At 61.3% G+C, this 13250-nt stretch carries 12 protein-coding genes; 1 reads left to right on the top strand and 11 read right to left on the bottom strand.

Translation table 11 applies throughout. From position 1 onward, the window contains the following. Nucleotides 1-94 precede the first annotated feature (94 nt). The 8 genes from FX982_RS14525 to FX982_RS14490 form a co-directional block, all read right to left on the bottom strand. The gene (locus tag FX982_RS14525) at nt 95-1213 is read right to left on the bottom strand and encodes an MFS transporter (protein ID WP_254074795.1); all 1119 of its coding nucleotides are present in this window, start codon (nt 1211-1213) and stop codon (nt 95-97) included. 105 nt (nt 1214-1318) lie between these two features. Continuing rightward, nucleotides 1319-2017, bottom strand: a complete 699-nt coding sequence (locus FX982_RS14520) for a haloacid dehalogenase type II (RefSeq protein ID WP_172611370.1) — start codon at nt 2015-2017, stop codon at nt 1319-1321. 369 nt (nt 2018-2386) lie between these two features. After that, nucleotides 2387-2992: an adenylyl-sulfate kinase gene (gene cysC, locus FX982_RS14515; RefSeq protein ID WP_172611368.1), complete on the bottom strand. Its 606-nt coding sequence runs from the start codon at nt 2990-2992 to the stop codon at nt 2387-2389. A gap of 25 nt (nt 2993-3017) precedes the next feature. Then, the gene (locus FX982_RS14510; RefSeq protein WP_172611367.1) at nt 3018-3800 is read right to left on the bottom strand and encodes a class I SAM-dependent methyltransferase; all 783 of its coding nucleotides are present in this window, start codon (nt 3798-3800) and stop codon (nt 3018-3020) included. Beyond that, the gene (locus FX982_RS14505; RefSeq protein WP_254074794.1) at nt 3769-4971 is read right to left on the bottom strand and encodes a hypothetical protein; all 1203 of its coding nucleotides are present in this window, start codon (nt 4969-4971) and stop codon (nt 3769-3771) included. Before FX982_RS14505 ends, FX982_RS14510 begins: the two co-directional genes overlap by 32 nt. A 45-nt stretch (nt 4972-5016) precedes the next feature. Then, a complete protein-coding gene (locus FX982_RS14500; protein WP_172611365.1) occupies nt 5017-5772 on the bottom strand; it encodes an SDR family NAD(P)-dependent oxidoreductase in 756 nt (251 codons plus the stop codon). Next, nucleotides 5769-6506, bottom strand: a complete 738-nt coding sequence (locus tag FX982_RS14495) for a sulfotransferase family protein (protein ID WP_172611364.1) — start codon at nt 6504-6506, stop codon at nt 5769-5771. Before FX982_RS14495 ends, FX982_RS14500 begins: the two co-directional genes overlap by 4 nt. After that, the gene (locus tag FX982_RS14490) at nt 6503-7606 is read right to left on the bottom strand and encodes a transaldolase family protein (protein WP_172611362.1); all 1104 of its coding nucleotides are present in this window, start codon (nt 7604-7606) and stop codon (nt 6503-6505) included. The genes FX982_RS14495 and FX982_RS14490 overlap by 4 nt, the downstream gene beginning before the upstream one ends. A 736-nt stretch (nt 7607-8342) precedes the next feature. On the opposite strand from FX982_RS14490, the gene FX982_RS14485 reads away from it, so the two are divergent. Then, nucleotides 8343-8825 (top strand): cytochrome b, encoded by a 483-nt coding sequence (locus tag FX982_RS14485; RefSeq protein ID WP_438826328.1) that lies wholly within the window; start codon nt 8343-8345, stop codon nt 8823-8825. A gap of 10 nt (nt 8826-8835) precedes the next feature. Here the strand turns inward: FX982_RS14485 and FX982_RS14480 are convergent, their stop codons facing one another. The 3 genes from FX982_RS14480 to FX982_RS14470 all read right to left on the bottom strand — a co-directional run bounded on the left by FX982_RS14480 (nt 8836) and on the right by FX982_RS14470 (nt 13208). Further along, on the bottom strand, nt 8836-10068 hold the full coding sequence (locus FX982_RS14480; RefSeq protein ID WP_172611359.1) for a cytochrome c biogenesis protein DipZ: 1233 nt from the start codon (nt 10066-10068) through the stop codon (nt 8836-8838). Between the two features lie 237 nt (nt 10069-10305). Further along, nucleotides 10306-11421, bottom strand: coding sequence for an HlyD family secretion protein (locus tag FX982_RS14475; RefSeq protein WP_254074926.1), 1116 nt, complete (start codon nt 11419-11421; stop codon nt 10306-10308). Nucleotides 11422-11528: 107 nt separating this feature from the next. Continuing rightward, on the bottom strand, nt 11529-13208 hold the full coding sequence (locus FX982_RS14470; RefSeq protein WP_172611355.1) for an MFS transporter: 1680 nt from the start codon (nt 13206-13208) through the stop codon (nt 11529-11531). Nucleotides 13209-13250 lie beyond the last annotated feature (42 nt).

Here is a 13250-nt window from a genome sequence, read left to right as displayed (position 1 = left end):
TCCTGGTGACCTCCCACGGTAGTGCAGGCACCGCTGGCGTGCGCCCGCTTCAGGCTCACCGACTACAGTCGGCCGTGCGCAACTTCCTGACAGCTCAGAAACGATCCCTCGGCCCGGAGATTCCACGCAGCAACACCGCGGAAGCAACAAACGCCAACGACGCCACCAGCACGTTCGCGAAATACCCGGCGTTCAAGCCATACAGCCAGGCACTCAACAATCCACCCAACGTCCCACCCGTTTGATACACCGCGTTGAGCGATGAATTAAGACTTCCTCTTCGAGAAGCTTCAACCAGCCCCATGGCATCGCCCAATATCAACGCCAGCATCAGGTCTCGCCCGAACGCGAAGCCCATGTAGGCAGCGCCTTGTGCAAACGGTGAGCCCTCGCCCCATGGGATCATCTGGATCACTGCCGCGATCGCCATCGAGGCGACAGCGCACAGCCGCAATGGATTGTTGAATCGACTGGCAAGCCTGGCGGAAAGCATCGCGCCGAAGAGTCCACCGACCTCACCGATGAAGATAACCGAGCCCACGGCATCGACGCCAAATGATGAAAGGCCGTGTTGCACAAGCCAGCTCGGGTACAGCCCCAGAAAAACGTACACGCCAATCGACCAGCAAAAGTACGCCGCCATCAACGGGCGGGTGCCGGGACTGGCCGACAGCGACGTCAACCGCTCCTTGTACATGGCCCAACTTATTTTCGAAGACGACAGCGAAGCTTGCGGCGGTGTCGGAAAGGTGAGCTCCAGCCCGGCAAGGGTGGCGCACACGACCGCCAGGCCGACGACGGTGACTTGCCAGGACAGCAGCCCCCCGACGACAACACCCATCGAGAGTGAGCACAGAAAGGCGATCGGCGCGGCGGTGGTGACATACCCCGCCGCCCGGGCGCGTTTGGGCTCGGGGACATAGTCCGCCAGGGCGGCGAAGATAGATGCGCCGATCATCGGCATGAACAGCCCTGTCGCAGCCCGGCTCAATACGATCATGGAAGCGCTTTGGGATGCGGCGGTGAACAGCAGCGTCAGGCAGCAAGCAACACCACCCACGGTGATGAACAGCTTTCTGCCGAAGCGATCAATCAACGGGCCAAGCGCCAGATTACTGATCAGCGCCACGACCGGAAACGCGGCCAATATCCACCCGGACTCACTGGGAGAAAGGTGCAGATCCCGCTGAATAAAAGGCAGCAGCGGAATCATCATCACCACGTTGAAGTTGATGATGAAAAACGCTATCCAGAGAATCCCGGTAACAAGCATGCGTGACCCCTTATCGGGTGGGGGACCGACAGCCGAGCCGGGATGTCAGGACGGCGTCAGCAACTGCGGCAGCCCGGAAAGGTCCTTCAATACAGCGTCAGGTTGCCATGCGGGGTCCAGGGGTTCGCCCTCTCGGTCGATCCAGACGGACCGAATGCCCAGTTCCTGGCAGACCTTCAGATCACTGACCTGGCCCATGGCGACATGGATCGTTTCATCTTTCGTAACACCCATCGCGGCGTAAGCGTGGTGGAAGAGCGCGTGATCGGGCTTGTACGCACGCGCCTGTTGGGCCGTGATGACGAAATCGATCGGTGTACCGATGGCGGTGATGGTGTCGGCAATCAGGTGATCCGAGGTGTTGCTGATGACGGCGATCCGGTAATGCTCGCGCAATCGGGCAAGCGCTTCGGGTACGTCGGGGTGGGGCTCGATCCTTCCCAGGGTCGCGAGCAAGGTCTCAAGGTCTGCCGCCGTGGCGTCATGACCGGTTTCGCGCAACGCCTGGTTCAGGCTCGCATCGAGTACCGCTTCGTAGTCACGAAACGGCGATTGCTGCTGATGCTCCATCGCAATCTCACGCAGGCGCGCCGCGAAACTGGCGACACTGTCCGTGGAGGCATGGGCCGACAGATGTCGCTCAAGGATGGACGCCGCCGCTCGCCGAACAGCGTCATGCCACTGCACAAGGGTGCCGTAACAATCGAAGGTAATGACTTTGATGCGGGAATCGAGCTCAAGCATGGAAGTGTTCTCCGAAGGCTGCGCAACGATGCCGCGTGTGGATCACAAAAGGGACTGACCCGGCGGAACGCGCTAAAACTCAGTGTCCGGGTTGTTCAAAGAGTTCCACCGGAATACGCCGCCTGGCAGGCGCCACGCCCACGTAGTGATCGTGGAAAAGAAAGCGGGTGCGAATTTTGGGTGCTGTGTTCCACCGACTTTACCTACCAATACGGCCGGGTCGGGATGCCCGAAATTTTGTGGAACAGTGCGGCCTCGATCAAGAAGCGACCGAAGCATTTGCCTATGGCAACTGGACGCGGTTGATCAGCGGCTTGCCAGCTTGAAGAGGTGCGGATGACCACGGGTGGTTATCCGCACCTCTTCCCCCTACCCTCGCGCCAACAACCACTCATCAATCATTTTCACCGCCCGCCCCACATCAACCTGATCACTGCGAATGTGCAGCTCGGGAAACACCGGCGGTTCATACGCTGAATCCACCCCGGTAAACCCTGTGATTCCCCCCGCCCGCGCACGCCGGTACAACCCCTTCGGGTCCCGGGCTTCAGCCACCGCCAGCGGCACATCGACAAACACCTCTACAAACCGCGCACTGCCCACAATCGAGCGGGCCAGCTGCCGGGCCGAGCGCGTGGGCGAGATCAACGCCACCATCACCGTCAACCCTGCTTCAACCATCAACGCCGCGACTTCCGCCACCCGGCGCACGTTCTCTTCACGATCTTCGGCAGAGAAACTCAAGTCGCGGCACAGACCGGTGCGTACCGAATCGCCGTCCAGAATGCAGGTCGTCAACCCGCGAGCACTGAGCACCGGCCCGAGGTTGTCGACGATGGTGGATTTCCCCGCCGCCGACAGCCCGGTCAACCAGATGACCCGGGGTCTGGCGCCGGGCCTGGCCGAGGTGATTTCGCTAAACGGGTACGGCACCAGGTTGTTGTGCTGCGTCAGGCAAGGGGTATGGGTGATCATGACAATGCTCCTCCTTGAGTCGGCGTCAGGCGTGGGCCTGGTGGATGATGAAGTCCACGTTCATGACGTCGTAGATTGGTTTGAAATCGCCGTACGCATGGGGGGCGCGGAACCCCGCCGCGCGCAGTTCGTCCTGCAACTGGCGCGGGCGAATCGGGCACACGCGCAGCCGATATTGCGCCCCGTCGGCAAAGCGATAGACGAACTCGCACACCGACTCGTCCAGTTCGCCAAGGGTGACGCTGGCGGTGTCGCCGCAGTAGTAATAGCGCCCCGATGACCTGAAGCGGCCGGCGAGGATGGCTTCGAAATTGCGCTGATCGACCAACAGCAGCCCACCGGGTTTGAGCATCTGCCGAAACCGCTTCAACACGGCGATGCGCGCCTCGCGGTCGAACAAATGGCATAGCGAGCTGCCGAGGCACAGCACTGCGTCGAACTTGCCCAGTACGCGGGCGTCCAGCGCTTGCCAGTCGCAACGATGGAGCGGAACGTCGACCCCCAGCCGCGCGAAGTTGCGGCGGGCGCGATCCACCATGGTCGGGCTGCCGTCACAGGCAGTGACGTCAAACCCGGCCTTGTGCAGCTGGGCGGCATGGAAGCCGCTGCCGGTGGCGGCATCCAGCACCCGCCAGGCACCGGCGGGGCGCAGCAGATCGTATAAGAAAGAGCCCTCGCCAGCCGCACGTTTGTCCCAGTCGATGAGTTCGTCCCAGCGCTCGACGAAATCCGCCGCGTACTGCCGCGCATAGTCCTCATCGGCATTGCCTGATCGGTCAGCAGGCGAAAGCGCGATAACCGGCGTCATGGGCGGCGACTCCTGCGTGATGGCTGTTGGTGTGGTGGCTCGCGTCGGCGTACGCCCGGTATTTACTGCCCAGTTCCTCCGCCCACGCTGCAGAGTCGCAAACGCGCATCTCGGCCATGGCGAAATTCAGTTCACGCTGCATGACCTGCATCTGCGCCTCGCCGAACACCGCCGTGCCATCGGCGCGAATCAGGCTGATGCCGTCCAGGCGCTGCCCTGCTTCATTGACCTTGATGGCTTCTTCGCGCGTCACGCCGTAGGGCAGGTCGAGCAGCACCTTGCCCATGCCGACCTTGACCGGATAGCCACCGGGCAACCCGTGGGGACCGGGGGCGTGAACCCGCACCTCGTGATCGGCGTACAGGTTTTCCAGCACGGTCACCGCAGACATGGCGGTGAGGTACTGCCCGTCGACGCCGCCGAGCCTACTGAATTCACGGGCGACGGAGCCAAAAATAGCTTCCGCCGTGTGCCCGTCGGTGCGCTCTTCGCCATCAATCCAGTAGGTCAGGTTGAAGCTCGCGTCGAGCTGCTGCGGCGGCAGGCCATGGCGGGGCGCGCTGTGACTGAAATAGTGATGGCCGATGAGTTTGGCGCAAACCTGTGTCGGCAGGCAGTCGGTCAGATGCGCGATGGCGCTGCGCGTGGCCGGAACCAGGTTGGCGATGTTGCCGATGCCGACATCCGGCGCCATGCCGACCTTGTAGAGGATCGGGTTGACGGCGTCCGGAAACGCCGCGTTGACCACCAGACTTTTCGGGCACGCCTGTTTGACGGCGCGCATCAGCGCGTAGGCAGGCGCCAGGTGCATCGGTAGCCAGGGCCCGAGCTGCGCCTGATCGAGGGCAGCGAAACGCTCGGCCGGCAATTGCGTGATCACTCGCCAGGATTGCAGCGAGGCACAGTTGATAATGATGTCCGGACGAATCTTCAGGAGCATCTCGGCATTGCGGTTGATGCACGACTCGCGCAGGTCCATCTCATGGCTGTGAATCTGAATCGCGACGTTTTGTTGAAGCGCGGCCAGTCGGATCAGATTGCACATCCGCGTGGCCTTTTCGAGATCGCGGCTGGCGACGTGGAATTCGAACTGATTGCGCGGGGCCAGGACCTGCAGGATTTGCAGGCACAAATTGCCGCCGCCAACGATGAGCAGTTTCTTGCGGTGCATGGTGTTCTCCCTGAAATGCGTGAGGGACTGCGGTGTTCCTGATCGCTAGCGCGGGTAGGCGCCGTTATCCACTGCGATGACTTTTCCGGTCAGGTGACGGCTCTTTTCCGAGAGCAGGAACAGAATGACGTCGGCCACGCCGTCTGGCTGGATGGGCGCCTTGATGATTTCCTGCCGCTCGTACTCCTTAAGGCGCGGCTCCGGAATACGGTCATGAATCGAGGTGTCGCGAATCAGCCCCGGGGACACGGCGTTCACCCGGATCCGGGGGGCAAAATTCCAGGCATTGGCCTTGGTCAGGCCAATCACCCCAGCCTTGGTCAGGCCAATCACCCCAGCCTTCGTCGCGCCGTACAACGCGTCCATACTGCCGACCTCACCGGCAACCGACGTAACGTTGACGATGCTGCGCAAGTGCGTCGCGCCGGACTCACGCCGGGCGAAATCCTTCGACAGGTAAACCAGCGACTTCAGATTGACCGCCCATATTTCCTCCATCTCCTCGTCGCTGTAGTCATAGACGCTCTTGCCGTGATAGATCCCGGCATTGTTCACCAGCGCCTCAAGTGCGTTGTGTCGGTGGCGGTCATAGAGGTCGCCGATGAATGACTGATAGACCTGCGGCTGAGAAAAGTCCGCCAGATGCGTTTCCAGCCGATGCGTGGGCAAACGGGCCTGTAAGGCTTGCAGCCCCAGGCGATCCTTGTCAGCGGCGATGACGTAATAACCCGCCTCTACACAAGCAATGGCGGTGGCCTTGCCGATGCCGTTGGCGGCACCGGTGATGACGATTTTTTTCATGGCTGTCCCTGCTCGGTGAACTGATTCATGCGCTCATAAAACGGTCGATGAAGCTGGTAGTAGGTCAGCAAGCGCGAATCAGCGTGCAGAGGACGCTCGTCGAAGTCGGCGCTGCCGGCTGTGATGGTGGTGCTGTTTTCCGCGTCCTTGTGCCAGCCGCGCCAAGTCTTCCATTGTTCGGGACATTTCGCGTTCCAGTTCAAGGCATCGGGCATGAAGTCCAGCTGCAGGTGGTCACACAGCCTGCGCACGGTATGTTCCGGGCGGCTGGCAAGGTCCTCGGCGTTGATCACCCAAGGGGTTTTGCCGGTCAGCCGCCTGACTTCGCAGAATATTTCGTACAGCGCCTGGTGACCGATCGCCTGCACCGGCATCTGCGGGAAGATCGCGTAATGGGAAAGAATCGCCCGGGCCGGGTCGCGGATGATGAAGACGTTCTGCTGCTCCATTAAAAACTCGGCATCAGCCTTCAACGGGGCGATACAGTGGTAGCACATGTCCTTGTGCAGGACAGACGAGCGCTGGCGGGCGTTGCGCAACAGGGCCTTGATCGCTTCGTAGTCACGGGGTACTGCGCCGTTGAGGTCGCCATGGGGAATGGCCGAATGCTCATCGAAGGCCATGTGCGAAAAAGGCTCGTGGAACACCTCGAAGTCACCGCGCTCGATGAACACCCTTTCCAGCACCGTCGAACGCGACCGAGGATGGGCCCACAGGGCAATCATACGGTTCATGCCCGGCCTTCCAGGGCCGCTTGCCGAAACGCTGACCGACGCACGAAACCTGGCGGATCGAGGGTGTCGGTGATAAAGCCTTGCAAGCGTTGCATACCCAGGCGCACGTCATTGCCTGCGGTGAGGAACGCCGGATGACGAGCGTATTCGTCCTGGGTCAGGCCGCCTTCAAAATACGCCTGGTTGAAATAGGGAATGGCCAGAAGACGATCGAGGACTTTGCCGGGAATCTGCACCCACTCGGTAGCCGGTACGATGCTGCGCCCGGCCTGCTGGCGACGCACGATAAACTCGATGAGCTGAGGCGTCAGCGTGTACAGCGTGGTGTCGGCGCCGGTGCGCTGCAGGTGCCAGCAATGCTCGCGGCCGCGTGCATCGGTGTCGACCTTGATGCTGCACAGCAACAGTTGCGCCGGGGTCTCGCGCCGTCGCATCAGCGCCTGCATCGCCTGATACACCGCAAGCTCGGCCCAGCGTTTATCCGTGCGGCTGAGGTTGATACGACTGCCCCGCGCCTGCCGCTCGAACTCCGTTTCCGCACCCAGCCGACCAATCATGAAGCTGACCACATAACGCGCCCGCTCCGTGCTCACGCCGTTGGCGAGTGCCCGCTGACGCCCGGCGTGGATGGCCTTGAGGCAGGACTCCAGCTGGGAAACGGTAAAACACAAGGTGTTGTTGATCGAGCAGCCCCGCGCCACCAACTGCTCTATGGCGCGATAGCCCTGGGCGCTGCCGGGGACCTTGATCATGATGTTCGGCGCCAGCGCCGCCAGTTCCAGCCCCCGCGCCACCAGCGCGTCCTGATTCATCCAGTGCCCGCCCTCGATTTGTGCCGACAGCCAGCCGTATCGGTGTCTTGAACGCTTGAACAGCGGCAGCAACGGTTGGGCGCTGTCGATGATTACCTGGTCGTAGAGCTGTCGCAGCCGGGGTTCGACCGACATCGACGTCGGCAAGGTGTGAAGGAAATCACGGTAGTGGGCTGCATTGCTCATGACAGCCTGACCAATCAGCGAAGGGTTGGTAGTGGCCCCGCTGACCCCGACATCTGAACTACCCGGTTCATCGGGCAACAGTCCGGTAATAACATCGCGCATGTCCGGATAATCCCGCACCAACTTGTTGGCGCAGTCTTTATATACAGTCGGCGACGAATCAAACCACACTTGCGCATCGGAGTTATGACGTTTTAACAGATCAACAAAGCCCGAAGCATCCATGTAAATGCCCTTCCCTTTTCGTTAAACCCAGGAAAAATCGAGGGCCCCATTGCATACGGGCAAAATGCCAGCTTTTTCAAGCTGATAGTCAGGAATCTGAGCCGTCGAGGCATTAAGATGGATCCATGCAGATGACCTGTCAAACTGATTTAGACAGTTTTTTAATGCCAATTCAGAATAAGAAGTCGACATGCATATAACTAATATTAAGATGAATGATTATTCAGCGTTTTCCCGCTATTTGAATTTACTCAAACGAATGACATTTAATTTAAGTATCAGCATTAGTGCAAATCAGTATTAAGCAAGTCAGCCCATTAACTTTCGAAGCCGCGATCTCTGAAATAATTAGTCATACCAATTATGAGGGATGGAACTGTTTCGTAGTGGAGGCGATAACGCTGCGGACATGTTTCAGGCGTAAACGGGTGATGCTCCAGGTGCAGGTCGACTCGCACGTTGTCCTCGACGACCACCCGCCATTGGGTTATGAAAGCGCTGCGGCAGTGATTGCGCCGCGCCAGATCACAAAAACAGACCAAGAGACCTGACCGTGAGCAAACCTTCCGCTACCGAACGCTACAGCTATAAAGCCCGCTGGTTTCACTGGGTGATGGCGATCCTGATTGTGCTCGCCTATGCGCTCATCCTGAGCCGTACCCAACTGGCCCGCGGCAGTGACGCGCGGACTTTCGTGGTGCAAACGCATTTCTGGGTCGGTATCGTCGTATTGGTCATGGCATTTTTCCGCATCGCCGAGCGCCACCGCCACACGCCGCCCGGCATCACTCCGCCTCTGGAAGGCGCGTTGCGTCTGGCCGCCACCTTGTCCCATTACGCGCTGTACGCCTTCCTGTTCGCGCAACCCCTGCTGGGTCTGTTCACAGTGCTGCTGGAACGTGGCGCCTTGCCAATTCCCCTGACCTCGCTGAGTATTCCGGCGCCGTTCGACCTCTCCAAGGACACCGCCGAAACACTGGAGCATTACCACGTCCTGCTGGGTACGATTTTCTACTACGTCATCGGCCTGCACGTGATCGCGGCGATCTGGCACCACGTTGTGCGCAAGGACAACACCGTCAGACGCATGGTGTAAGCGCGACCTTTCATTCGTCAGCGCCTCTCGCTTCAGCCTTTCCATGGGCCTCGTCGAGGAGCTGGCGAATGACATGCTCCTGGGTGTCGTAGGCGCCTTCGCCAAAGTGGCTGTAACGGATCTGCCCCCGGGCGTCGATGAGGTAATGCGCGGGCCAGTACTGATTGTCGAAAGCGCGCCAGATGGTGTAGTCATTGTCGACAGCGATCGGGTAATTCAGGCTCAGCCTGGCGACGTTCTTGCGCACATTGTCGATGTCCCGTTCGTACGGGTATTCAGGCGTGTGCACGCCGATCACCACCAGGCCATCCTTCTCGTACTTCTTCGCCCACTCATTGACGTGAGGAACGCTGTGCTGGCAGTTGATGCAGTCGAAGGTCCAGAAATCGACCAGCACCACCTTCCCGCGCAGGGATTCATCATCCAGCGGCGGCGCGTTTAGCCATGCCGTTGCGCCGGAGAGTGAAGGCATCGCGCCCTGGCTGCCGAGATTCGGTGCGGCGGCAGCGTTGACGCGGGTGACGACGTAGTCGATGGCTTTGGGCACGGCGCTGAGCAGGCCCTTTTCCACCGCGGCTGCGCCTTCAGACGTGGTGCCGGCGAGCAACTGATTCTGCGAGCCGGTGGCAAGGGTCACGGCCACCAGCAATGCAGCGAAGCCAACGCCACGCCGCAGCCAGGCAGTGACCGGCAGCGACAGTTTCAGCCGCGCGAGCAACCCGCGTCCGGCGAAGATCAGTACCCCCAACGACACCGCACTGCCGAGCCCGTACGCCAGCAGCAACAGGCTGGTCTGCGCATTCGGCCCCTGCAGCATCGCGCCGGTGAGAATGATCCCCAGAATCGGACCGGCACATGGCGCCCATAGCAAACCGGTCGCAACACCGATCGCCACTGACGCACAAGGACCGGACAGGCGCCGCGTAGCCGGGTCGAGCCGATTGCCCAGCGCCACCAGCGGCAGCATCAGCCAGTGACCCACGCGGGCGGAAAGCAGCGACAGGGCAAACAGTGTCAGGATGACCAGCGCGATGTCGCGACCGATACCGTTTGCCGCCACCACCCAGTCGCTGCTGACCACGGCCAGGCTTGAGACCAGCGCAAACGTCAGGGTCAGCCCCAGCAGGGTCATCAGCACCGACGACGCCGACCGATCGGCCCGGGCAAACAGAAAGGGGATGACCGGCAGGATGCAGGGGCTGAGCACCGTGACGATGCCGCCCAGAAACGCGATCAGAAACATGGCCGGTCACCCACATCGCTGACGAGCGTGGCGGACAGGAAGGCTGTGGTGAAGTTTTTCCAGTTCATGGCGGGCTCCGGGCACTGGGCACGTTGGATGTGAGAACGGCCGAGGCGTGTTGCCTCGGAGCCGCCATTCAACGTGCGAGAGGTGTCGCCGGTGTGTGGGAGATATCAGTCAACGAATCGGCACGTATCTGTCACGGGACGGGATACACGGCGATACAGGCGGGCCGATTCAGCGACCGTTCACCGAGTCCACCTTGCCATCCACCGGGTCCGGCGGTACGGCGCCGTCCTGGCTGGTGTCGATGCTGACCACCACCGACATCCCCGGCCGCAGGCGGTCGACGTCGTGCTGGTCGTCGTCGATGGTGATGCGCACCGGAATGCGCTGGGCGATCTTGACGAAGTTGCCGGTAGCGTTGTCGGCAGGCAGCAGGCTGAACTCGGACCCCGCTGCGGGGGAAATGCGCTGCACCCGGCCGCGCATCTTCAGATTTTCCAGGGCATCGATGGTGAAACTCACCGGCTGACCCAGACGCACGTTGGCCATCTGGGTTTCTTTCATGTTGGCGATGATCCAGCGCGGGCGCGGCACCAGCGCCATCAACTGTGCGCCGGAATTGACGTACGCACCCAGGCGCACCCCGATCTGACCCAGCTGACCGTCCCGAGGTGCGGTGATGCGCGTGTTGGTCAGATCGATCCGCGCCAGCTCAATGGCCGCCTCGGCATTCTTCACCGAGGCCTCCAGCGAGCCGCGATTGACGATCACCGTCTGCAGGTCCTGGCGGGAAATCTCCAGCGCCGCTTTGGCCTCGGCCAGCGCCGCCTTCGCTTGCGCATCTGCGGCACGGGTCACATCGAATTCGCTTTTCGACACTGAGCCATCAGTCACCAGCGCCTGCCCGCGGCGAAGGTCGGCAGCGGCCTTGTCACTCTGCGCCTGGGCATTCGCGATAGCAGCCTGCCGCTGGGCGATAGTGGCTTCGGCGCTGCGCCGTTGCTGCAGATTGTTGGCCAGTGCGGCCTTCTGGACGCCCAACTGCGCAATGCCCTGATCGAGGTGCTGCTGGTAGATCCGGTCGTCAATGCGCACCAGCAGGTCCCCCTGCTTGACCCACTGGAAATCCTGCACCGGCACTTCGTACACGTAGCCACTCAGTTGCGGGCCGATGATCGTGGTCTGCCCGCGAATCAGGGCGTTCTCGGTGCTTTCGATCGGGCTGCTGAACGGCGGCAACTGCCACGCATACAGCACGACCAGCACACCCGCCAAGGCGATGCCGCCGAACAGAATGGAGGACACCAGGCGTATACGCGCCGACCGCGGTTGCGTGGTGGCCGGCATCACCGCCGGCGCGGGCGCCGGAGCACTCGCCGAGGAAGGTGCAGGGTTGCCTGAAGCGCCGGGCGTCGTATCGCCAGTAGCGTTGCCAGAAGGTTTGCCGGGTTCTGTCATGAAGGTTGAGCGCCAGAAGGTGTTAAGGGAGATGCCGCAGGGGTCGCCGGCGTAAACGGCGCGACCGGCTCGGTGGTGATCCACAGCCAGGTGGCGCGGCTGGTGATCCAGATCATGGTCAGCACCGCGATGACCGCAATCAGCATGAATACATCGTTATAGGCCAAGGTATTGGCTTCGCGGGTGGCGGCCGTCGCCAGCGAGCGAATACCCAGACTGGTGCGCGCCGCCGGATCGGCGATGGCGGAAATATAGGCCCCGCTCGCGCTTTGCAGGCGCGACTGCACCTGAGCATCAATCAGCGTGACGTGCTCGACGATATGCGCCGAATGGAATTTCTCGCGCCAGACCTGAAAGGTGCCCAGCAACGCCGAGCCGATCAGGCTGCCGACGTTTTGAGTGATCCCGAACATCACCGAAAAACTGACCATGTTGCGCGGGTTGCTGATCACCCCGCTGATGCCCAGTACCAGGGTCGGCCCAAGAAAGAAGGTGCCACCGAACGCCAGCAAAAACTGGCTGAAATACATCTGCGGGCCGCGGGTCAGGCTGGTTGAAAAGCTGTCCATGCTCGAACCGATCGCCATCAGCGCCAGGGAAATGATCAATGGCTTGAACAGGTGCTGCGGATCGATCGTCAGCGCGCTGACCGCCAGGCCGGCGACGCTGCCCAGCAGCATGAACAGGTACAGCGTGTGCAGCTGCTCGGTGCCCTGATTCATCCCCTGAAGAAAACCTACCGCGCCGGTGGATTGCTCCGACAGCACGATCCGCGTCAGCAGCACGCCGAAGGCGAAGCGGATCATCCGGCCACTGCCCAGCCAGCGGGTGATCAACAACGGTCGGGTGCGATTGTGCTCGATACACAGTCCGGCAAGGATCAGCACGATGGACGACGCGAGAGCGATGCCGATCCACGGTTCTTCAAGCCACCACTCGATTCGCCCCAGCGACAACGCCGCGCACAGTGCCGCGAAGCCTGATGCCAGCAAAGCGAAGGTCAGAAAATCGAGTTTTTCGAAAGCCTTGAAGCGGTCGCCCGGTGGCAACTTGAGAATCAGCACGCAGCCCAGGGACAGCAGGCACATGCCCAGTTCGAACAGGTAAAGCCCACGCCATTCGGCAATCTGCAACAGGTCTTCGGAGACCAGTCGCGCCAGCGGTGTCGCCAGCTGCGCCGTGCCGAGGCCCAGTACCAGCGCTTTCATCCGCCACTTCTGCGGGAAGGCCTGAATCATGTAGTACAGGCCCAGCGAACTCAGTGCCGCGCCGACCATGCCGTGGGCAGCACGAACGGCGATGGCTGACTCGATGTCGTTGACGAAGAGGTGGGCGAAGGTGACCAGCGCGTACAAGACCAGGAACACTTCAGTGAAAGCCCGCAGACCAAACTGCTGGCGAAACTTCACCAGCAGCAGGTTCATCGAAACGTTGGTCATGACGTAAGCAGCGGGCAGCCAGGCGATCTCGGCCTGGGTGGCGCCCAGCGAGCCTTGCAGGTATTGAAGGTTGGCGACCACCAGCGCGTTGCCCAGCCCGCCGGTCAAGGCCACGATCACGCCGACGATGGCGTAGGCCCAGCGCTTTGGCGTTGCGTGCAAGGGCGTCGACGGCGACCCCGGCAACGTTGGTCGCTCGTGGGGGGCCCAGTCGTGGGGTTTGTACTTGTCGTTCATTGAGCGAACCTGATGGATGCCGTGCCGAGATCACTGAGAAGC

The organism is Pseudomonas graminis (assembly GCF_013201545.1).
Lineage (GTDB): Bacteria > Pseudomonadota > Gammaproteobacteria > Pseudomonadales > Pseudomonadaceae > Aquipseudomonas.
This window is presented reverse-complemented; position numbering and strand designations above follow the sequence as displayed.